The sequence below is a fragment of the Cupriavidus alkaliphilus genome (assembly GCF_014191175.1).
Taxonomy (GTDB): Bacteria; Pseudomonadota; Gammaproteobacteria; order Burkholderiales; family Burkholderiaceae; genus Cupriavidus; species Cupriavidus alkaliphilus.
The window spans coordinates 340232-360955 of record NZ_JACHWE010000002.1 but is presented as its reverse complement, the minus strand read 5'-3'; the positions used below and the strand labels follow the sequence as shown (position 1 = coordinate 360955).

Below are 20724 nucleotides of genomic sequence, written 5' to 3'. Positions count from 1 at the left end.
CGGCACGCGGATGGCACTCCGCATCAACCAGACCGCCCTCGGTCAAGTCACGCGGTACCAGTAGCACTGCCCCATCCCAACCTCCCGCACCACCTCCCCACGCGCCAGCAAGTAGTTCAAATGCGCAATACTCTCCCCCGTTGCCATCCCCAGCAGCCCGCCACTCCCCGTAATCGGCCGCGAGAACAATTCCCCGAACACGTCGACCGCGCGCCTGGGTTCAGCCAGGGCGCCGCGCAGCCGGTCCAGCGCCTGCATCTGGCTGGCCCGCAGATAATCGATCCGGGCGTGCAGCCCGCGGAACGGTTCGTTGTGCGCCGGCAGCACCAGCACATCGTCCGGCACGGCGGCGCGGACCTTGTCGAGCGAGGCCAGCCAGTCGGCCATCGGGTCGGCGTCGGGCTCGGTCGGGAACACGGATACGTTGGACGAGATGCGCGGCAGCACCTGGTCGCCCGATACCAGCAGCTTCAGCGCCGGGCAGTACAGGCAGGCATGTTCGGGGGAATGGCCGGTGCCGACGATGACCTGCCAGTCGTGCGCGCCGATGCGGACGGTATCGCCGTCGGAGAGCCGGTGGAAGCTTTCGGGCAAGGCGTGGACATATTTGCCGAAGCCGCCGAAGCGGGTGCGGTACACCTCGATCGCTTCGTCATCCCACCCGGCCTTGCGATAGAACGCGATGGCGTCGTCCGGCGCGGCGCGTCCGGTATCGGCGGCGAGCACGCGGCACATCAGGTATTCAAGCCGCGTCATCCACAGCTGGCAGTCGAACTTGCCGGTCAGCCAGCCAGCCATGCCGATGTGGTCGGGATGCATATGGGTCACGAACAGCCGGGTCAGCCCGCCGTCGAGCGCGCCGCCCGCGGCGAACAGCGCGCGCCAGGCCTGCGCGGTTTCCGGGGTCTGCAGGCCGGCATCGACCGCGGCCCAGCCGCTGCCGTCGCGGATGGCCCACAGGTTGATATGGTTCAGGCCAAGCGGCATCGGCATGCGCAGCCACAGGACGCCGGGTGCGACTTCCCGGGCGTGGCCGGGTTCGGGGGCGTCGCCGCAGGGGTAGTCGAGTTCGGGCTTTTGGAGGGAGATGGGGGCAGCAGCAAGCGCGATGTCGGGGGATTGGGCGGTCATCGGTGTCTGGGCCGGTGGGCCGGCCGTGCTGTGCGCCGTGGCCCGGGGGCAGCGATGGCCCGGTCCGGCGCGTTTTGGATAGCTGATACCTTAGCCCAGGTGGGCGATTCGTGCCACGCGCGCCCCACCCGCGTTCCTGCCCCTGAAACGATCGCCGGCTAGCGCGTCGGTGCCGGCAGGACTTTGCCCGGATTGAGCAGGTTCAGCGGATCCAGCGCCTGCTTCACCTGCCACATCAGTTCCAGTTCCACCTGCGACTTGTAGCGCGTCAGGTCATCGCGCTTGGCCACGCCGATGCCATGCTCGGCGGAGATCGAGCCATTCTCCGCGTGCGCCATGCCGTCAACCAGCGCGGAGACGGGCTCATACCATTGCGCCAGGAAATCCCTGGCAGACTGGTCCCTGGGCCGCAGCGGGTTGAAGTGGACATTGCCATCGCCCATATGGCCATAGATCACCATGCGCGCGTCTGGCACCCGTTCCAGCACCCGGGCCGACGCCTCTTCCACGAACGCTGCGATGCGCGACAGCGGCACCGAGACATCGCACTTGATGCTGCCGCCAGTGCGGGTCTGGGCGTCGGAGATCTCTTCGCGGATGCGCCAGAAAGTCTGCGCGCCCGCCAGGCTCGCGGCCACGGCTGCGTCCTGCACCAGGCCCTGGCTGAAGCCGGATTCGAGGATCTCCATCAGCGTGGCATTGAGGCTTTCGGCGTCGGTGCCGGAGGTCAGCTCGATTAGCACCATCCAGTCGTGCCGCTCCTGTAGCGGCGATGCGACATTGCCTAGGTATTCCAGCACGAGCTCCAGCGCCGGCCGCGAGATCAGCTCGAACGCGGTCACGGCCTGGCCGGACAGTCGCTTGGCTTCGCCAAGCAGGGCTACGGCCGCAGCTGGGTCCCGCACCGCGACGAACGCCACGGCGCTGCTGCGCGGCTGGGGCATCAGCTTGAGCACCGCGGCGGTGATGATGCCCAGCGTGCCTTCCGCACCGACGAACAGCTGCTTGAGGTCGTAGCCGGTATTGTCCTTGCGCAGGCCGCGCAGAGACGAATAGATGCGGCCGTCGGGCAGCACCACTTCGAGGCCCAGCACCAGGTCGCGCATATTGCCGTAGCGCAGCACCGCGGTGCCGCCGGCATTGGTCGACAGGTTGCCGCCGATCTGGCATGAGCCTTCCGAGCCGATACGCAGCGGAAACAGGCGCTGCTCCGCTTCGGCGGCGCTGCGAGCCGCGCTCAGCGTGACGCCGGCCTGCACGGTCATGGTGTCGTTGACCGGGTCGATGCCCAGCACGCGGTTCATGCGGCTCAGGTTGACGACGACAGCGGTGCCGCTGTCGTCCGGCACGGCGCCGCCCATCAAAGAGGTATTGCCGCCCTGCGGCACCACCGGCACCCGTTGCGCATGGCACCACGCCAGCACGCGGCTGACTTCTTCCGTCGACGATGGCAGCACCACCACTTGCGCCTGGCCGCGATAGATGCCGCGATAGTCGGTGACGTAGGCCTGCGTGTCGGCCTCGCCGCTGCGGCAGGCGTTGGCGCCGACAATGGCCTGCATCGCGCGCAAGGTGGTTTCCGGGGTGGGTAGCTCGACGGTCATGGCGATAAGGCGAAGAGAACTCGGGTCAGTACGCGGCGGAAGGCTTGCCGGCAGCGGCGTCCGCCTGCGGCTCACGGAACGAGGCGGCAAGCTTGCGTGCGGCATTGGCATACAACATCACGTCCACACCCGTGGCGACGAAGGTGCAGCCCAGGTCGAGGTAGCGTCGCGCGAGCGCGGGGTCCGATGTCAGCGTGCCGGCGGCCTTGCCGCTGGCGATGATGGTGCGCATTGCGCCTTCGATGGCGGCTTGGACGTCCGGATGGCCGGGGCGGCCGCGGTAGCCCATCGAGGCGGCCAGGTCGGCCGGTCCGATGAAGACGCCGTCGACGCCGTCCACCGCGCAGATCGCTTCCAGGTTCTGCAGCGCGGTGACGGTTTCGGCCTGCACCAGCAGGCAGATCTCGTCGTCGGCCACATCGAGGTAATCGGTGCGCGCGCTCCACTGCGATGCGCGCGCAATGGCGCTGCCCACGCCGCGGATGCCGTTCGGCGGGTAGCGCGTGGCGCTGACCAGCGCGCGCGCCTGCTCGGCGGTATCCACCATCGGCACCAGCAGGCTGCGCGCGCCGATATCCAGCAGCTGCTTGATCAGTGGCACTTCGCCGGCCACGGCGCGCACCACGGGCTGGACCGGATACGGCGCCACGGCCTGCAGCGCGTGCAGCGTCGAGCGCAGGTCGTTGGGCGCGTGCTCGCCGTCGATCAGCAGCCAGTCAAAGCCGGCGGTGGCCGAGACTTCGGCCAGGTACGGCGTCGCCATCGACAGCCACAGGCCGATCTGCGCCTGGCGCGCGGCCAGTGCGGTCTTGAAGGGATTGTTTGCGGGCATGGGGAATTCCTGGTGCGAACGGGCTGCGCCTGGCGCTTCAGCCGAGCTGGCCCTGGCAAAGGTACTTGGTATGCATGTAGTCGTCCAGCCCGTGGCGCGAGCCTTCGCGCCCGTAGCCGGACTCCTTGACGCCGCCGAACGGCGCCGCCTCGGCCGCGATCGCGCCTTCGTTGATGCCGACCATGCCGGTCTCCAGCGCCTGCGCCACGCGCCAGATGCGGCGGATGTCGTTGGAGTAGAAGTACGCGGCCAGGCCGAACGGCGTGTCGTTGGCGTCGCGGATCACCTCGGCTTCGTCGCGGAAGCGGAAGATCGGTGCGACCGGGCCGAAGGTCTCTTCGCACGACAGTTCCATCGCCGGCGTGGCATCGACCAGCACCGTCGGCGCGTAATAGTGCGGGCCGTCGGCGCTGCGCACGCGCTTGCCGCCGGTGACCACGCGCGCGCCCCTGGCGACCGCGTCTTCGACATGGCGCGCGATCTTGTCGACGGCGCGGGCATTGATCATGGGGCCGATCTGTGCGGCGTCTTCGGTTGCGGGGCCGACATGGAGCGCGCCCACGCGCTGCGCCAGGCGCTCGACAAACGCATCGTGCACAGCGTCATGCACATAAACCCGGTTCGGGCACACGCAGGTCTGCCCGCCGTTGCGGAACTTGGATGCCATCAGGCCATCGACCGCGGCATCGAGATCGGCATCGTCGAAGACGATGAAGGGCGCGTTGCCGCCCAGCTCCAGCGAGAGCTTTTTCAGCGTGGCAGCGGATTCGCGCGCCAGGTGCTTGCCGACCGGCGTGGAGCCGGTAAACGTGACCTTGCGCACGCGGCTGTCTGCCAGCCAGGCATCGACCACGCCGGGCGTGCGCTCGCGCGAGGCCGTAACGATGTTGACGACGCCCGCCGGCATGCCGGCCTGTTGCGCCAGCCAGGCCAGTGCCAGCGCCGTGAGCGGCGTGTCTTCGGCGGGCTTGGCCACTACCGTGCAGCCGGCAGCCAGCGCGGGTGCGATCTTGCGGGCGATCATCGCCAGCGGGAAATTCCAGGGCGTAATGGCGGCGACGACGCCTGCCGGCTCCTTCAGCACCAGCAGCTTGCGGCCCGGCACCGCTTCCGCAACGATGTCGCCGCAGATGCGCGTGGCTTCCTCGGCAAACCACTCTACGTAGGACGCGCCGTACTGCACCTCGCCGCGCGCTTCCTTCAGCGGCTTGCCCTGTTCGGTCGAGATGATGCGCGCCAGGTCTTCCTGGTGGTCAAGGATCAGCGCATGCCAGCGCTTGAGCAGCTGCGCGCGTTCGCGCGCGGGCCGGCGGCTCCATGCCGGGAATGCCGCGGCGGCGGCGTCGACGGCCAGGCGCGCATCGCCGGCATCGCTGTCGGCCACGTTGGCGAACGCCTCCGCGTTGGCCGGATCGGTGACGGGGAAGCGCGCACCCAGTCCGGCATCGCGCCATTGGCCGTCAATCAGGTTCTGGCTGCGCAGCAGTGTTGGCTCGGAAAGCGTCGGCATCGATGAGTGGGGAGAGAGATTGGTTGAACGCGGCTCAGCTGACAATGCCGAGGTGCCACGGCACGAACTCGTTGTCGCCCAGGCCAAGCAATTCGCTCTTGGTGGGCTCGCCCGAGGCCGCGCGCAGGATGTGTTCGAAGATCCGCTGGCCCATCTGCGGCACGCTCAGCTCGCCATCGAGCACCAGGCCGCAGTTGATATCCATGTCTTCTTCCAGGCGGTGGTACATCGCCGAATTTGAAGCCAGCTTGATCGTCGGCGCCGGCTTCGAGCCGAACATCGAGCCACGCCCCGTGGTAAAGCAGATCAGGTTGGCACCGCTGGCAATCTGGCCGGTGACTGCCACCGGGTCATAGCCGGGCGAGTCCATGAACACAAAGCCGGCCCGGTCGATCGGCTCGGCATACTCATAGACCGCCTGCAGCGGCGTAGTGCCGCCCTTCATGGCCGAGCCCAGCGACTTCTCGAAGATGTTGGCAAGGCCGCCCTGCTGGTTGCCGTGGCCGACCACACCGTTGAACTGCGCGTTGTGGCCCGCGGTGTAGCGCTCCCACCAGGCGAGGCGGTCCAGCAGCTTCTGCCCGACTTCCGGCGTTACCGCGCGGCGCGTCAGCATGAACTCCACGCCGTGGATCTCCGGGGTCTCGGACAGGATCGCGGTGCCGCCATGGCGCACCAGGATATCCATCGCGGCACCCAGCGCGGGGTTGGCGCTGATCCCGGAAAAACCGTCAGAGCCGCCGCACTCAAGGCCGATCTTCAGGTGGCTGGCGGGCACCGGCTGGCGCACCGCGGCGTTGGCCGCCGGCAGCATCGACTCGATGGCTCGGATGCCGGCCGCAATGGTGGCGCGTGTGCCCCCGGCATCCTGCATCACCAGCGTATGCACCGCGGGCCCCGGCTCCAGGCCTTGCGATGCCACCAGCGACGCGACCTGGTTGCGCTCGCAGCCCAGCCCCACGATCAGCACGCCGGCCAGGTTGGGATGGCGCGCATAGCCGGCCAGCGTGCGCCGCAGCACGTCGAAATGCTCGCTCGGCGATGACATGCCGCAGCCGCTGGTCTGCGCAAAGGCGACCACGCCGTCGACATTCGGATACCCGGCGAGCCGCTGCGGCGTGAAATGCGCCGCAATCTGGCGGATCACGGTGGACGAGCAATTGACCGACGACAGGATGCCGATAAAGTTGCGCGTGCCCACGCGCCCATCCGCGCGCACAAAGCCGTTGAAGGTGGCGCGCTGCGCCTGCGGCACGTAGTCGACCGGACGCACGTCCTGACAGAAGGCCGGATCACGGTAAAAATCGACCAGCGTCAGGTTGTGCGAATGCACGTGGTCGCCCGGCGCGATATCGCGCGCGGCCACGCCGATGACGGTGTCGAACTTGCGCACCGGCGTGCCGGCCGCGATGGCGCAGGCCGCGATCTTGTGGCCGGCCGGCACCTGCGCGCGCACGCGCATGGCGGGATCGGCCAGCTGCTGGCCCAGGCCGAGGTCGCTGCGCGCGACCAGCACGTTGTCATTGGGGTGCAGCCGGATGACGGGATTGGAGTTCACTGGGTCTTGGCCTTCGCGTGCCATCAGCTTTGCTGCAGCAGTTCTTTCAGCTTGAGGCGCTGGATCAGCTGGGTTTCCTGGTCATAGACGCTGGCGACGTACTTCTTGTAGTCGGGCCCGTCCAGGTACATCACCGGCGCGTCCAGCCGCGCGGCGACCTGCCTGAACTCGTTGCTGGCGACCGCGGCGCGGAAAGCATCGCGCAGCTTCTTTTCCACGGCAGGCGGCAGGCCCTTGGGCGCGCCGATGCCGTTGGGCGCTTCCACCACCACGTTGTAGCCCACCTCCTTGAGCGTGGGCGTGTCCTTGAAGCGGGTCGCGCGCTGTTCGCCCCACGTCGCCAGCAGCCGCAGCTTGCCGGCTTCGACGTGCGGCGCCCATGAGCTCGAATCGGCCAGCAGCTCCACCTGTCCGGCCAGCACGTCCTGCAGCGCGGCGGCACCGCCCTTGTAGGCGATGGCATTGAACTGGATGCCCGCTGCAAGCGCGAACTGTTCCATGCCGACATGGGTGGCGCCGCCGATGCCGGCGTGCGCATAGGTGACCTTGCCCGGGCTGGCCTTGGCGGCGGCGACCACGTCCTGCAGCGTCTTGTAGCGCGAGTTGGCCGGCACCGCGATGCCGAAGGTCTGCCCCGAGGTGCGGGCCAGGTAGGTCAGCTCGGTGCGCGGGTCCAGCTGCAGCATGCCGAGTTGCGCGAAGCGCGTGACCGAGATCGGGATCTGGCCGATGGTGTAGCCGTCGGGATTGGCGCGCGCCAGCGCCTTGGTGCCGATCATGCCGGACGCGCCGGCACGGTTCTCCACCACGATCGACTGCTTGAGGATGCCGCCGGCCACCTGGCACAGCGCGCGCATCGACTGATCGGCGGTGCCGCCGACCGGCCACGGGCAGATAAAGGTGATGGGACGCTCGGGATAGTCGGCGGCCAGCGACCGCGCAGCCGGCAACAGCACGCCGGCGGCACCCGCCGCGGCTCCGATGAGCAGGCGGCGGCGCTTGGCATCGATGGGAAACGATTGAGTCATTTGCGGGTGTCTCCGATGTTTTGATTATCGGCGGGACCGGCGCTGCCAGCCTCGTCATGACCGCATTCTGTTGTCTCCCTCCATAACAATCCAATCGAAAATTGGCATTGCTTCATAACCTTCAGGTTAGATAGACTGCCAGCATGGTACAGATCGACCGCGCCCTGCGCTCCAATATCAAGCTGCGCCACCTGCAACTGCTGGTGGCGCTGGACGAGTTCCGCCATCTCGGCCGCACCGCGGAGTTCCTGTCGGTGAGCCAGCCGGCGGTGTCCAAGGTGCTGACCGAAGTCGAGAAAATGATGGGACTGACGCTGTTCACGCGCTCTACCCGCGGCACCGAGCCGACTCCCGCGGGCGAGTCGCTGGTGCGCTTTGCGCGCTCGGTGCTGGCACAGTACGAACAGACCCGCGACGAGATTGCCGCGGTGCAGAGCGGCGCGTCCGGGCGCATCCGCGTGGGCTCGATGGGCGCGGCCTTGCCGGTGCTGCTGGCGCAGGCCGTCGGCACGCTCAAGCAGCGCCACGCGCACGCCACCGTACTGGTGGAGGAAGGCGACCTGACCCACCTGCTGCCCAAGCTGCGCCTGCGCGAACTCGACCTGATCGTGGGCCGGCTCGAGCCTGGCTATGCCGCCCCCGACCTGCTGACCGAAGCGCTCTATGAAGAGCCGATGGTGGTGGTGGTGCGGCGCGGCCACAAGCTGGCGCGCAAGGCGCGGCCGGGCTGGGCCGACCTGGCCGCGATGCCGTGCGTGCTGCCGCCGCCGTGGGCTTCGCTGCGCGTGAAGATCGAACAGGCCTTCTTCCGCTACGGCCTGCACCCGCCGCAGGACGTGATCGAGACCTCCTCGTACCTGGCGCAGGCCACCTTCGTCGGCCAGCGCGGGGCGGCGGCCTTCATGGCGGAATCGGTCGCACTGTCGCTGCAGCAGGAAGGCCGCCTGCAAGTGCTGAAGATGGAGGTCCCGGTCGAGCTGCCGCCGGTAGGCATCATCACGCTGCGGGAACGCGCGCCGTCGATCGGCACCGACCAGCTGGTGGCGTGCTTGCGGCAAGAAGCGGCGGCACGGGAATAGGTCGCGCGGCCGGGTCCGGCGCGCTTGCGCCATCGCTGTTAGGATCATGCTCCGGGACCCCCGCGCCCGCCAGGCGGGGCACCAAGCCAGGAGACACCCATGCCCGAAAAGAAGGCCGTCCTCGTCGTCGGGGCTGGCGACGCCACCGGCGGCGCCATTGCACGGCGCTTTGCCCGCGAGGGCTACATTGCCTGCGTGACGCGCCGCCATGCCGACAAGCTGCAGCCGCTGGTGCAGCAGATCCGCGCCGATGGCGGCGAAGCCCATGCCTTTGGCTGCGATGCGCGCAAGGAAGACCAGACCGTCGAGCTGATCGCGCGCATCGAGCGCGAGATCGCGCCGCTGGAGGTGGCGGTCTTCAATATCGGCGCCAACGTGCAGTTTCCCATCACCGAGACCAGCGCGCGCGTGTACTACAAGGTCTGGGAGATGGCGTGCTTCGGCGGCTTCCTGATGGGCCGCGAGGCCGCGCGCGCGATGCTGCCGCGCCAGCGGGGCTCGATCTTCTTTACCGGCGCCACCGCCAGCCTGCGCGGGCGCGAGAACATGGCCGCGTTTGCCGGCGCCAAGCACGCGCTGCGGGCGCTGGCGCAAAGCATGGCGCGCGAACTGGGGCCAAAGAACATCCACGTCGCGCACCTGGTGATCGATGCCGCCATCGACACCGAGTGGATTCGCGAAAACTTCCCGGAGCGCTACGCGGCCAAGGCCGAGGACGGCATCGTCAATCCCGACCATATCGCCGATACCTACTGGATGCTGCACCAGCAGCCGCGCGACGCGTGGACGCATGAGCTGGACCTGCGTCCCTGGATGGAACGCTGGTAGGCAAAGCGCGCCGCCAGCGCACAACACGCAGCGCATACAGACCACCACGACAGGAGACCGGCCGTGACCAGGCAAGTGGAATTCTTCTTTGATTTCGGCAGCCCGTACTCATACCTGGCATGGAAGGAATTGCCGCGCGTGGCCCAGCGCACCGGCGCCACCATCGTCTGGCGTCCGATTCTGCTCGGTGGCGTGTTCAAGGCCACCGGCAACCACAGTCCCGCCGAGGTGCCCGCCAAGCTGGGCTGGCTGCACGCCGACACCGCGCGCTGGGCCGGGCGCTATGGCGTGCCGTTCCGGCAGAACCCGCATTTCCCGGTGAATACGCTGATGCTGATGCGCGGCGCCACCGGCTACCTGCGCCAGGACGAAGCCACCTTCGTGCGCTATGCCGACGCCATGTTCAGCGCTATGTGGGAACAGGGCCGTAACCTCAACGACCCTGCCGAGATCGGCGCGGTGCTGGCGGCCGCGGGCTTCGATCCTCGGGCCGCGCTGACGCTGGTGGATGACCCGGAAGTCAAGCAGGCGCTCAAGCGCGACACCGAGCACGCGGTCACGCGCGGCGTGTTCGGTGCGCCCAGCTTTATCGTCGGCGACGAGCTGTTCTGGGGCAACGACCGTCTCTTGTTCGTGGAAGAAGCGCTGGCGCGGCCCTAGCCCGCGCCGCGCGCCACCAGCACCGGCACGGAAGTGGCGAGCAGCGCCACCCCTGACACCGTCAGCAGCGTCAGCACGATCTTGCGGAAGGCGGCCTCGCTGATGCCGAGGTAAAGCCGGGTGCCCAGCAGCGTGGGCACCAGCATCGCCGGCGCCACCACCAGGAACATGGGCAGCATCTCGCGCGTGACAATGCCCTTGCCGACATAGGCGGCCATGGTCATGGCCAGGGTGGCGAGGTTGAAGTTCTGGATCACGGCGCGCTGCTCCTCCTTGTCGAATCCGCGCAGCGTGCACCACAGCGTGGGGATCACGCCGGTAAAGCCGCCGATGCCGCCCATCACGCCGCCGGCGGCGCCGGCCACGCCGTCAGCCACGCGCCCGCCCACGCCGATATGCGGCAGCCGGCGCACCATCAGCATCACCGGACACCACAGCGTCAGGAACGCGCCCAGCACCGCCTTGAACCACTGCGCATCGAGCAGCGGCAGCACCGCCACTCCCAGCGGGATGCCAGCCACGCCGCCGGCGACGAAGGGCCACAGGCGCCGCCACGACAGCCCGCGACGCACCGACGCGGCGGCCAGCAACTGGCCGGTGAGCGCGCCGAACACCGTCATCGCCGCGGCCAGCCGCGGTTCGATGGCCCAGGCCCAGAACGACATTGCCACCATGCCGAAGGCAAATCCGGACAGGCCCTGGACGAAGCCGGCCACGGCGGCACCGGCAATGACGATCAGCAAGGTGGAATCGAAGGACACGGGAAGGACGCGAGAGGCGGACGATGCAGGGCGCATAACTATGCACTTCCCTGCCCCTGTTGTCAGCCTTCATCCCTGCTGCAATGCGCCAAGCTGATACGGTGTTTTTCCGCGGCGTTGATTCTGTTCGGCCGCGCGAGGCTCCGCTACGATTTGCCCATCAGCAATGGCCTGCGCGGCGCGACCAGCGCTGCGCGCGCCTGCAGGTGCGGCGATTTGTCGCCGGGCCACCAGCGGGGGCGACGCTGCCCTTGGCGGCCCGCGCGGCGTACACTACGCTTACCGCACGCGCCTGCGCCCCCGCGCCCCCGGCGCGCTTCTGCCTGTGTGTCGAACCTGTCCCGGCTTCCCGGGCAGTCCGCACCCGACCAGGGCACGCGCCAGGCCAGCGCCACGGAGAACACGACATGTTTGGTTTGACCGCGCTCGACCTCGCCCGCATCCAGTTTGGCTTCACCATTTCCTTCCACATCGTCTTTCCCGCCATCACCATTGGCCTGGCCGCCTACCTGGCGGTGCTGGAAGGCTGCTGGCTGCGCACGCAACGGCCGCTGTACCGCGACCTCTACCACTTCTGGTCCAAGATCTTTGCCGTCAACTTCGGCATGGGGGTGGTGTCGGGGCTGGTGATGGCCTACCAGTTCGGCACCAACTGGAGCTTCTTCTCGGAGTTTGCCGGCAGCATCACCGGGCCGCTGCTGACCTACGAGGTGCTGACCGCCTTCTTCCTGGAAGCGGGCTTCCTGGGCGTGATGCTGTTCGGCTGGAACCGCGTCGGCCCGGGGCTGCATTTCTTTTCCACGGTGATGGTCGCGCTGGGCACGTTGATCTCCGCGACGTGGATCCTGGCCTCGAACAGCTGGATGCAGACGCCGGCGGGCTTCGAGATCATCGATGGCCGCGTGGTGCCCACCAACTGGTTCGAGGTCATCTTCAATCCGTCGTTCCCGTACCGCCTGGCGCATATGAGCGTGGCGGCGTTCCTGGCTACGGCGCTGTTTGTCGGCGCGTCCGCGGCCTGGCACCTGCTGCGCGGACGGGACAATCCCGCCATCCGCAAGATGCTGTCGATGGCGATGTGGATGCTGTTGATCGTCGCGCCGATCCAGGCGGTGATCGGCGACTTCCATGGCCTCAATACACTCAAGCACCAGCCCGCCAAGATCGCCGCGCTGGAGGGGCATTGGGAAAACAAGGGCAACGAGGCCCTGCCGCTGCTGCTGTTCGGCTGGCCCGACATGGAGCGCGAGGAGACCCGCTTCGCGGTCGAAGTGCCGCACCTGGGCAGCCTGATCCTGACCCACAGCTGGGACGGGCAGATCCAGGGCCTGAAGGAGTTTGCGCCGGAGGACCGGCCCAATGCGACGATCCTGTTCTGGTCGTTCCGGGTGATGGTGGGCCTGGGGCTGCTGATGATCCTGCTGGGCGTGTGGAGCCTGATATTGCGGCGCCGCGACCGGATCTATCGCGTCCGTCCGTTCCTGCATATGGCCTTGTGGATGGGACCCGCAGGCGTGATTGCGATCCTGGCCGGCTGGTACACCACCGAGATCGGCCGCCAGCCGTGGGTGGTGTACGGGCTGCAGCGCACCGCGGACGCGGTGTCGCCGCACGGCGTGCCGGAACTGGCGACGACGCTGGCGATCTTCGTGGTGGCGTATTGCTTCGTGTTCGGCGTCGGCATCGCCTACATGATGCGGCTGGTGCGCAAGGGCCCGCTGCTGGAAGAGCCCAAGCCGCATGGCGGCCCGGGCCGCGAGCACACGCCGGCGCGGCCCCTGTCGGCCGTGGACGACGATGAAGTGCTCGCCCCCACCCCCACCGCACGCACCCGGAGCTGACACCATGGGCATCGATCTCTCGCTTCTCTGGATCGTCATCATCTTCTTCGGCGTGATGATGTACGTGGTGATGGACGGCTTCGACCTGGGCATCGGCATGCTGTACCCGTTCGTGCCCGACCGGCATGACCGCGACGTGATGATGAATACCGTCGCACCGGTCTGGGACGGCAACGAGACCTGGCTGGTGCTGGGCGGCGCCGGGCTGCTGGCGGCATTCCCGCTGGCGTATTCGGTGGTGCTGAGCGCGCTCTACCTGCCGCTGATGCTGATGCTGCTGGGCCTGATCTTCCGCGGCGTGGCGTTCGAGTTCCGCTTCAAGGCCAATGACCGCGAACGCCCGGTGTGGGACGCCGCCTTCATCCTCGGCTCGGCCACGGCCACCTTCTTCCAGGGCGTGGCGCTCGGCGCCTATATCGACGGCATCAAGCTCGAAGGCCACCGTTTTGCCGGCGGCCCGCTCGACTGGCTGGCGCCGTTCCCGCTGTTCTGCGGCGTGGGTCTGATCGTGGCCTACGCCGTGCTGGGCAGCACCTGGCTGATCATGAAGACCGAGGGCGACCTGCAGCAGCGCATGATCCGCCTGACCGGCACGCTGGCATGGCTGCTGCTGGCGGTGATCGCCGTGATCAGCCTGTGGACGCCGCTGACCCATCCCGAGATCGCGGATCGCTGGTTCAGCCTGCCCAACCTGTTCTGGTTCTCGCCGGTGCCTATCCTGGTGGCGCTGTGCATGTTCATGCTGATGCGCGCGCTGCGCCGCGAGCCCGATATCTCGCCCTTCCTGTATGCGCTGGGGCTGGTGTTCCTGGGCTACAGCGGGCTGGCGATCAGCGTCTGGCCCAATATCATCCCGCCCGGGATCTCCATCTGGGAAGCCGCGGGGCCGCCGCAAAGCCAGGGCTTTGCGCTGGTGGGCGCGCTCTTCATCGTCCCCTTCATCCTGATGTACACGGTGTGGGCCTACTACGTGTTCCGCGGCAAGGTCCGCCACGGCGAGGGCTATCACTGATGGGCGCGCCGCATACGGAAAGCGGCTCCCGCACCGGCACCTGGCTGCGCCGCGTCGGCTGGCTGGTGCTGATCTGGGCCGCGAGCGTGGCGGCACTGGGTGTGGCCGCGTGGGTGCTGCGGCTGATCATGCGGGGCGTGGGCTTCCACAGCTGACGCCCCGCGCACCGGTGCGTGGGCCTCAGAGCTGGACCGAGGCCTCGCCGATGCCATCGAATGCCACCGTCACCAGGTCGCCCGCTGACGCATCGAGGATGCCGACCCAGGTGCCGGTGGTGACCACCGTGCCGGCCTCGACGCATACCCCGTCGCGCGTGGCATGGCGCAGCCACGCAACCAGTCCATAGGCCGGATCGCCCAGCGCGTGGGTGCCGCGGCGCTCGAAAGTCTGCGCGCCGATCTGCACCACGCAGCGTTGACTGGCCCAGTCGCGCGCAGCATAGTCGCGCCACGCCCCCAATACCAATGCGCCATGCGCCTGCAGATCCGCCAGCTTCAGCAAGGCGGGTGCCTGCACGTACTGCTGCCAGCGCGAATCGACGATCTCGATGGACACCGCCATCGCCTCGACCAGTGCCGCTGCGTCGGCATAGTCAAGGCTGGCCGCTTGCGCCGCGTCCACGCCCTGCCCCAGCCGCAGCGCGATCTCCGCCTCGATGCCGCGCCACGTAAAAGGCCAGTCGCCGGCATGCGCAGGGCTGTTCCAGACCCCGGCCGCCGGCAGACGCGCATGGGTCAGCGTGGCGTCGCGCGAGGGACCGCCGGATTTCCAGTACGCGGCGCCGGGCTCTTGCCAGCCCAGTGACTGCGCGACGATGCCTTGCACCGCGTAGGCCTGCTCGGCGTTGTCGAGCGCCGTGGCGAATGCTTGCGCATCGGCGCAGCGGTGTTCGCGCCGCGCGCTGAGCAGGGCCTGGGCGACGCGGTCGATATCGGTGGTTGTCATGACTCGGGTGATTCCTTGTGGATCAAGAATATTGCCTGGCAAGCCGCGCCCGCACGCTGGCGGGCGCACCCAGGCTTCAGGAAGCGCTGGCGTTGGCCGTTTCGCCGCGGACCTCGCGCTCGCCTTCGGCGTCATCGTCGGTCTCGCCCATGGCGCGGCCGAAGGTCTCGGGCGCAAACTGCACGGCCAGCGCAAAGACGCCATACATGGCCGCCAGCATGCTGAACATGCCGCCGACGCCGTAGGTCTCGAACACGCGCCCGCTGACCAGCGGCGTCAGCGCCCCCGCCAGCGTGCCAAGCGCCAGGATCAGCGAGGTGCCGAAGGCGCGTACATGGGTAGGATACTGTTCCGGCGCGAAGATCCAGATCGAGGTATTCAGCAACACCACGCAGAACGTAAAGGCCGCGCCGAACAGCAGCACCAGCGCAACGTTATACGTCAGGAACCCGAAGCACAGCCCCGCTGCGCAGGCCAGGCCCGCGCCGACGGTCAGCACCCGCTTGCGCGGGATGTGATAACCGCAGTACGACGCGGCCAGCGCGCCGAACAGGCTGCCGCTCTGCATCACCATGGTGAAGAGAAAGCTCTTGGAGATGGTATAGCCCTGCGCCATCAGGATGGTCGGCATCAGCGTCAGCACCGAGATCTGCGCCCCGTACGTCATCGACACCGCAATGCCCAGCGCGATGGTGCGCCGTCCCAGCCGGCCCTTGAAGATATCGCTCAGCCGCACTTTGGCGCGCGGTGCCTCGTCCTGCAGCGCCCCCTTGATATAAGGCGTGGGCTCGCCCTCGAGCTTGCCCAGCCGCCCCGATGCCAGCACCGACAGCACGCGGTTGGCCTCGTCCACGCGGCCCTTGGACAGCAGGAAGCGCGGCGTCTCCGGGATAAAGCGCCGATAGAAGATGACGAAGAACGCCGGCAGCACCAGGCAGGCAAAGAGCCAGCGCCAGCTGTCCGGTCCCGGGAACATGGCGAAGACCGCCAGGCCGAACGCCGGCGCCAGCATATTGCCGAGGCCGCCGCTGCCGACGCTGACCAGGCCCACCGCCGTGCCGCGGAAGCGGGTCGAGCACAGTTCCGCCAGCATGGTCACGGCGATCGAGATCTCGCCGCCCAGGCCGATGCCGACGATAAAGCGGCCCGCCGCCAGCACCCAGTAATTCGGCGCCAGCGCGCAGATGATGGCGCCCAGCGTGAACAGCAGCAGGTTGGCGCTCAGCATCGCGCGCCGGCCGTAGCGGTCGGCGATATAGCCCGAGCCGATGCGCCCGAGCGCGGCGGCGCTGAACGTCAGCGTGTTGAGAAAGCCGATTTCCGCCACCGAAATTCCCCACTGCTCGCGCAGCATGGGACCGATCAGGCCGACGGCGTTCTGCTCGAACACATCGAACATCACGCCCAGCATGATCATGAAGATGATCTTCTTGTGCGAGGCGGTCACCCCGATGCCGTCCATGGCCCGGTCCAGCTCCTGCTGCTGGGGGGAATTCGGCGATTGAACTACAGTTTCTGCGCCCATCTTTGTCTCCTCCTCGTCTAGAGGTCGCCGCGGTGTGTCCGCGAGCGGGGTGCCGCCGTGAGCGGCGGGCATTTGTCGAGCAGCGATAAAACTTCGTTCCGGCGCGCCGTTACTCCAGGGCCGGCGTCGAGTGCGGCGGCCGGCGGGCGAGCAAGGCCTGCTCGGCCGCGAACGCCAGGCGCAACAGCACCGGCTCCGTGAAGGGCAGGCCGAAGAATTCCAGCCCCACCGGCACGCCTTGCGGCGCATTGCGCTCCGGCGCGGAAAACCCGGCCGGGATGACGATGGCGGGGAAGCCGGTGGCCGACGCGAGCACGCCGTTGCGCTCGGCCTGGGTCTCGCCGACCGGAACCACCAGCCGCCGCTGGTGCGGAAACACCAGCGCGTCAAGGCGATGCCGCGCCATCAGGTCCCGCAGCCATTGGCGCAGGGTGTGCTGGCGCTGCATGCGCTCGCGGTAGTCGGCCTGCTGGTCGTTCAGCGTGATCGCGGTGGCCAGCGTTCCGGCCACGCTGGGATGCACGCCGCCCGCGGCGATGATGTCCTGCATCGACCGCACCGGCACGCCGGGCGGCAACTGCGACAGGTAGGCGTCGAGATCGCGCGCCATCTCGTAGTGGTGCACCAGCGTGGAAGCCAGCAGCTCGTCGGGGCTGATCGCGTCCTCGATGTCGACCAGCCCGGCGCCCTGCGCGGCGATGACGGCCAGCGCCTGCTGCATCACGGCGTTGACCGGTCGATGCACGTCCTGGCCCCCGAAGAAACTGCGCAGCACGCCGATGCGCGCGCCCCTGAGTCCGTCGCGGTCGAGGCTCGCCGCATAGCTCGCCGGGACCTGGCCGGCGGCTTCGCTGGTGACCGGATCGGCCGGGTCGTAACCGGCGATGACATCGAGCATCAGCGCGGTATCGGCAACGGTGCGCGTGATCGGGCCGATGGTGTCCTGCGTCAGCCCGCACGGGACCAGTCCGGCCCGGCTGATCAGCCCCATGGTCGGCCGCAGTCCGACCAGGCTGTTGGCCGAGGCCGGAGAGCGGATCGAATTGACGCCGTCGGTGCCCATGCCGAGCACGCCGAAGCTCGCGGCGATGCCAACGGCGGTGCCGCCGCTGGACCCGCCCGGCGTGCGCGCCAGGTCATAGGGATTCAGCGTCTGGCCGCCCAGCGTGCTGACGGTCTCGCCACCGGACGCAAGCTCGTGCAGGTTGGTCTTGGCCAGCACCACCGCGCCCGCCTCGCGCAGCCTGCGGATGACGAAGGCATCGTTGCTGGACTGGTTGCCGCGCAGGCATTCGGCGCCCGCCGTGGTGGCCATGCCGGCGCATTCGATGTTGTCCTTGACCAGCACCGGGATGCCCTGCAGCGGCGCCAGCGCCTGCGAGGGATTGCGCGCAGCGATGGCGTCGATGCGGTCCGCTTCTTCCAGCGCCTGCGGATGGACCTGAAGGATGCTGCGCAGCGCTGGGCCGCGCTGGTCATAGGCGGCGATGCGGTCCAGGCAGCGGCTGGCCAGCTGGCGCGCCGTCAGCGAGCCGTCGCGCATCGCGGCATGCGCGCCGGCAACGGTGGCTTCCACCACGCTGAACGGCGCGTGCTGGCCCGGGCCGTGCGGCACCGGTTGGTACGAGGTTTTCATGACGGGATTTCCATGCGCCGGCACGGGCGCGTAGGGTTGGTGGGAGTGCGGCGGGGCCGCGGCAAGTGGCCGCGGCCCCGGCTTGCCCGGCTATCGGTTGACCAGCCTGGCGGGAATGGTCCAGATCGCGAAGGCGCCGAGGACCAGCATGCCGGCGATCATGTAGTAGGCGCTGTTGCCGCTCTGGGTCACGTCGCGCAGGTAGCCGATCATGTAGCCGCTGGTGAAGCCGGCCAGGTTGCCGATCGAATTGCTCATGGCGATGGCCGTGGCCGCCGCCGCGCCGCTGAGGAACGCCGTCGGCAGGGACCAGAACAGCGGAGTGCAGGTCAGGATGCCGGCGGCGGCGATCGACAGGAACACCAGCGACAGCGCGGTGTTGTGCATCACCCATGGCAGCGCCAGGAAGCCGATCGCGCCCATCATGCAAGGGATGATCAGGTGCCAGCGCCGTTCGCGGTGCTTGTCGGCGCTACGTCCGAAGAAATACATCGCGACAATGGCGGCCATGTATGGGATCGCGCTCAGCAGGCCGATATTGAGCGGGTCGCTGACGCCGGTCGACTTGATGAAGGTCGGCAGCCACAGCGTGATGCCGTACTGGCCCGTGACATAGCAGAAGCAGATCAGGCTGATCAGCCAGACGCGCGGATCGGTGAACACCTTGCCGACGCGGGCCTGCGGGTCCGCCGCCTTGACGTCCTCCGCCTTGGCCTGCTCGAGCACGCGCTTCTCGTCGCTGGTGAGCCACTTGGCCTTGGCGATGGAGTTGTCGAGGTAGTAGAAGCAGAAGGCCCCCAGCAGCACCGCCGGCACCGCCTCGATGATGAACATCCATTGCCAGCCGCCCCACCCTCCGACGCCGGCCATGCTGCCCATCAGGAAGCCGGACAGCGGGTTGCCGATGATGCCGGACAGCGGCGAGCCCATGCAATAGATGGCCATGATCTTGGCGCGGCGGTGCGACGGATACCAGCACGACAGGTAATACACGATGCCGGGCGTAAAGCCCGCCTCCGCCAGGCCCAGCAGGAAGCGCAGCGTGTAGAACTGGGCTGGCGTCTCCACGAAGGCAAAGCAGGCGGACAGTATCCCCCACGTGATCATGATCCGGCCGATCCATACCTTGGCGCCGAACTTGTGCAATGCCAGGTTGCTCGGCACTTCGAACAGGAAGTAGCCGATAAAGAAAATCCCGGCGCCCAGCCCATAGACGGTTTCGCTGAAGCCCAGTTGCTGCGACATCTGTAGCTTGGCAAAACCTACGTTGACGCGGTCGAGATAGGCGATCAGGAAGCAGACCATCAGGAATGGCACCAGCCTCCAGCTCACCTTGCGATAGGTCGCATCCTCGAACGTCCTGATCTTTGTTCCCGCCTGCAGGGTCGTATCCACAGCGTCTCCTCTGTATTTTTGTCAGGTACGGCAGTGCTGCGCTGATCCGTTGCGATCAGTTTCCGGCCGGGGCGGCGCACGCGTCTGCCCCGGTGCCGGATGGAAAGGGCTGCGTCAGGCGGCAGCCTTGAGCGACAGCGGCACGGTATGCGCGGCGAGATAGTCCATGGCGGCAACGGTGCCGCTGGCGGCGACCGGCACGCCCGAGATCTTCAGCCCCATCTCGCAGCCCGCCAGCGTGGCCATCAGCGTGAGATCGTTGCAGTCGCCCAGATGGCCGATGCGGAACATGCGGCCCCTGACCTTGCCCAGGCCGGCGCCCAGCGACATGTTGAAGCGCTCGTAGATATGCCGGCGCACCACGTCCGCGTCCACGCCGTCGGGCATCATCACGCCAGTCAGCACCGGGCTGTACACCGCCGGATCCGCGCACTGGATTTCCAGGCCCCAGGCCCTGACCGCGCGGCGGCAGGCCTCGGCCAGGCGCTGGTGGCGGGCAAAGACGTTGTCCAGCCCTTCCTCCAGGATCATGTCGAGCGCTTCCGACAGCCCGTACAGCAGGTTGGTGCTGGGGGTGTAGGGCCAGTAGCCAGTCTGGTTCATCTCGATGATCTCGTTCCAGCCCCAGAAACTGCGCGGCAGCCGGGCCGAACGCGAGGCTTCGATGGCCTTGGGCGACACCGCGTTGAAGCTGATGCCCGGCGGCAGCATCAGGCCCTTCTGCGAGCCCGACACGGTCACGTCTACGCCCCACTCGTCGTGGCGATAGTCGGCGGAGGCCAGCCCGGAGATGGTGTCGACCAGCAGCAGCGCCGGGTGCCCGGCCGCATCGATGGCCCGGCGCACCGCGGCGATATCGGAGGTCACGCCGGTCGAGGTTTCGTTATGCACCACGCATACGGCCTTGATGGCATGCGTGGCATCGGCGCGCAGGCGGGCCTCGATCATGTCGGCCTGCACCCCGTTGCGCCAGCCTTCGACGCCCGGCAGGCCGAGGAACTCAGGGCGGATGCCCAGGTTCTCGGCCATCTTCTTCCATAGCGTGGCGAAGTGGCCGGTTTCAAACATCAGCACGGTGTCGCCGGGGCTCAGGGTGTTCGACAGAGCGGCTTCCCACGCGCCGGTGCCCGAGGCCGGATAGATCACCACCGGGTGTTCGGTCTTGAAGATTTTCTTGATCCCGTCCAGCACCTTCAGGCCCAGCGCGCCGAATTCCGGGCCGCGATGGTCGATGGTCGGATAGCTGATGGCGCGCAGGATGCGGTCCGGCACCGGGCTGGGACCGGGGATTTGCAGGAAGTGGCGGCCGGCGGGGTGAAAGTTGAGATTCAGCATGGAACTCCTCCGTTTGAGTTTTGAATGCAAAATACTCTATCAAA

At 67.9% G+C, this 20724-nt stretch carries 18 protein-coding genes; 6 read left to right on the top strand and 12 right to left on the bottom strand.

Features of this window, described 5'->3' with window-relative positions:
• Positions 1 to 42: 42 nt before the first annotated feature.
• The 6 genes from FHX60_RS08230 to FHX60_RS08205 form a co-directional block, all read right to left on the bottom strand.
• A complete protein-coding gene (locus FHX60_RS08230) occupies positions 43 to 1131 on the bottom strand; it encodes an MBL fold metallo-hydrolase (protein WP_183283041.1) in 1089 nt (362 codons plus the stop codon).
• Positions 1132 to 1289: 158 nt separating this feature from the next.
• Positions 1290 to 2735, bottom strand: coding sequence for an FAD-binding oxidoreductase (locus FHX60_RS08225; protein ID WP_183283040.1), 1446 nt, complete (start codon positions 2733 to 2735; stop codon positions 1290 to 1292).
• A 25-nt stretch (positions 2736 to 2760) separates the two neighbouring features.
• Positions 2761 to 3567, bottom strand: a complete 807-nt coding sequence (hpaI, locus tag FHX60_RS08220; protein WP_092312428.1) for a 4-hydroxy-2-oxoheptanedioate aldolase — start codon at positions 3565 to 3567, stop codon at positions 2761 to 2763.
• A gap of 37 nt (positions 3568 to 3604) precedes the next feature.
• Positions 3605 to 5077 (bottom strand): NAD-dependent succinate-semialdehyde dehydrogenase, encoded by a 1473-nt coding sequence (locus tag FHX60_RS08215; protein ID WP_112775218.1) that lies wholly within the window; start codon positions 5075 to 5077, stop codon positions 3605 to 3607.
• Between the two features lie 34 nt (positions 5078 to 5111).
• Positions 5112 to 6635: a D-arabinonate dehydratase gene (locus tag FHX60_RS08210; protein ID WP_183283039.1), complete on the bottom strand. Its 1524-nt coding sequence runs from the start codon at positions 6633 to 6635 to the stop codon at positions 5112 to 5114.
• A gap of 23 nt (positions 6636 to 6658) precedes the next feature.
• On the bottom strand, positions 6659 to 7663 hold the full coding sequence (locus FHX60_RS08205; protein ID WP_183283038.1) for a tripartite tricarboxylate transporter substrate binding protein: 1005 nt from the start codon (positions 7661 to 7663) through the stop codon (positions 6659 to 6661).
• A gap of 143 nt (positions 7664 to 7806) precedes the next feature.
• Here FHX60_RS08205 and FHX60_RS08200 point away from each other — a divergent pair, with 143 nt between their 5' ends.
• The 3 genes from FHX60_RS08200 (at position 7807) to FHX60_RS08190 (ending at position 10230) form a co-directional block, all read left to right on the top strand.
• Positions 7807 to 8742, top strand: coding sequence for a LysR substrate-binding domain-containing protein (locus FHX60_RS08200; protein ID WP_112775216.1), 936 nt, complete (start codon positions 7807 to 7809; stop codon positions 8740 to 8742).
• Between the two features lie 99 nt (positions 8743 to 8841).
• Entirely contained in the window at positions 8842 to 9570 is a 729-nt protein-coding gene (locus FHX60_RS08195) for an SDR family oxidoreductase (protein WP_112775215.1), read from the top strand.
• 63 nt (positions 9571 to 9633) lie between these two features.
• Positions 9634 to 10230 (top strand): 2-hydroxychromene-2-carboxylate isomerase, encoded by a 597-nt coding sequence (locus FHX60_RS08190; protein ID WP_183283037.1) that lies wholly within the window; start codon positions 9634 to 9636, stop codon positions 10228 to 10230.
• Here the strand turns inward: FHX60_RS08190 and FHX60_RS08185 are convergent.
• Entirely contained in the window at positions 10227 to 11027 is an 801-nt protein-coding gene (locus tag FHX60_RS08185; protein ID WP_183283036.1) for a sulfite exporter TauE/SafE family protein, read from the bottom strand. The two genes, FHX60_RS08190 and FHX60_RS08185, sit on opposite strands and share 4 nt — an antisense overlap.
• A gap of 371 nt (positions 11028 to 11398) precedes the next feature.
• Here FHX60_RS08185 and FHX60_RS08180 point away from each other — a divergent pair, with 371 nt between their 5' ends.
• From FHX60_RS08180 to FHX60_RS08170, 3 genes are read left to right on the top strand one after another with little or no spacing between them, the layout of a single operon-like run.
• Positions 11399 to 12832, top strand: coding sequence for a cytochrome ubiquinol oxidase subunit I (locus FHX60_RS08180; protein WP_092312449.1), 1434 nt, complete (start codon positions 11399 to 11401; stop codon positions 12830 to 12832).
• Between the two features lie 4 nt (positions 12833 to 12836).
• Positions 12837 to 13844, top strand: a complete 1008-nt coding sequence (gene cydB / locus FHX60_RS08175) for a cytochrome d ubiquinol oxidase subunit II (RefSeq protein ID WP_092312452.1) — start codon at positions 12837 to 12839, stop codon at positions 13842 to 13844.
• Positions 13844 to 13999: a DUF2474 domain-containing protein gene (locus FHX60_RS08170; RefSeq protein WP_112775212.1), complete on the top strand. Its 156-nt coding sequence runs from the start codon at positions 13844 to 13846 to the stop codon at positions 13997 to 13999. The genes cydB and FHX60_RS08170 overlap by 1 nt, the downstream gene beginning before the upstream one ends.
• Positions 14000 to 14024: 25 nt before the next feature.
• On the opposite strand, the gene FHX60_RS08165 is transcribed toward FHX60_RS08170, so the two are convergent.
• The 5 genes from FHX60_RS08165 to FHX60_RS08145 all read right to left on the bottom strand — a co-directional run bounded on the left by FHX60_RS08165 (position 14025) and on the right by FHX60_RS08145 (position 20680).
• Entirely contained in the window at positions 14025 to 14789 is a 765-nt protein-coding gene (locus FHX60_RS08165; RefSeq protein WP_183283035.1) for a fumarylacetoacetate hydrolase family protein, read from the bottom strand.
• Positions 14790 to 14865: 76 nt separating this feature from the next.
• Positions 14866 to 16314, bottom strand: coding sequence for an MFS transporter (locus tag FHX60_RS08160; RefSeq protein WP_112775210.1), 1449 nt, complete (start codon positions 16312 to 16314; stop codon positions 14866 to 14868).
• Between the two features lie 109 nt (positions 16315 to 16423).
• Complete coding sequence (locus FHX60_RS08155) at positions 16424 to 17950, bottom strand: amidase family protein (RefSeq protein ID WP_183283034.1); 1527 nt, start codon at positions 17948 to 17950, stop codon at positions 16424 to 16426.
• A 90-nt stretch (positions 17951 to 18040) separates the two neighbouring features.
• A complete protein-coding gene (locus FHX60_RS08150) occupies positions 18041 to 19345 on the bottom strand; it encodes an MFS transporter (protein ID WP_112775208.1) in 1305 nt (434 codons plus the stop codon).
• 114 nt (positions 19346 to 19459) lie between these two features.
• Entirely contained in the window at positions 19460 to 20680 is a 1221-nt protein-coding gene (locus FHX60_RS08145) for a pyridoxal-phosphate-dependent aminotransferase family protein (protein ID WP_183283033.1), read from the bottom strand.
• Positions 20681 to 20724: the final 44 nt, after the last annotated feature.

Excerpts from the sequence above, each read along its gene's own strand:
- FHX60_RS08230 (WP_183283041.1), bottom strand. The coding sequence starts at position 1,131 with ATGACCGCCCAATCCCCCGACATCGCGCTTGCTGCTGCCCCCATCTCC.
- FHX60_RS08225 (WP_183283040.1), bottom strand. The coding sequence starts at position 2,735 with ATGACCGTCGAGCTACCCACCCCGGAAACCACCTTGCGCGCGATGCAG.
- hpaI (WP_092312428.1), bottom strand. The coding sequence starts at position 3,567 with ATGCCCGCAAACAATCCCTTCAAGACCGCACTGGCCGCGCGCCAGGCG.
- FHX60_RS08215 (WP_112775218.1), bottom strand. The coding sequence starts at position 5,077 with ATGCCGACGCTTTCCGAGCCAACACTGCTGCGCAGCCAGAACCTGATT.
- FHX60_RS08205 (WP_183283038.1), bottom strand. The coding sequence starts at position 7,663 with ATGACTCAATCGTTTCCCATCGATGCCAAGCGCCGCCGCCTGCTCATC.
- FHX60_RS08200 (WP_112775216.1), top strand. The coding sequence starts at position 7,807 with ATGGTACAGATCGACCGCGCCCTGCGCTCCAATATCAAGCTGCGCCAC.
- FHX60_RS08195 (WP_112775215.1), top strand. The coding sequence starts at position 8,842 with ATGCCCGAAAAGAAGGCCGTCCTCGTCGTCGGGGCTGGCGACGCCACC.
- FHX60_RS08185 (WP_183283036.1), bottom strand. The coding sequence starts at position 11,027 with ATGCGCCCTGCATCGTCCGCCTCTCGCGTCCTTCCCGTGTCCTTCGAT.
- FHX60_RS08180 (WP_092312449.1), top strand. The coding sequence starts at position 11,399 with ATGTTTGGTTTGACCGCGCTCGACCTCGCCCGCATCCAGTTTGGCTTC.
- cydB (WP_092312452.1), top strand. The coding sequence starts at position 12,837 with ATGGGCATCGATCTCTCGCTTCTCTGGATCGTCATCATCTTCTTCGGC.
- FHX60_RS08170 (WP_112775212.1), top strand. The coding sequence starts at position 13,844 with ATGGGCGCGCCGCATACGGAAAGCGGCTCCCGCACCGGCACCTGGCTG.
- FHX60_RS08165 (WP_183283035.1), bottom strand. The coding sequence starts at position 14,789 with ATGACAACCACCGATATCGACCGCGTCGCCCAGGCCCTGCTCAGCGCG.
- FHX60_RS08160 (WP_112775210.1), bottom strand. The coding sequence starts at position 16,314 with ATGGGCGCAGAAACTGTAGTTCAATCGCCGAATTCCCCCCAGCAGCAG.
- FHX60_RS08155 (WP_183283034.1), bottom strand. The coding sequence starts at position 17,950 with ATGAAAACCTCGTACCAACCGGTGCCGCACGGCCCGGGCCAGCACGCG.
- FHX60_RS08145 (WP_183283033.1), bottom strand. The coding sequence starts at position 20,680 with ATGCTGAATCTCAACTTTCACCCCGCCGGCCGCCACTTCCTGCAAATC.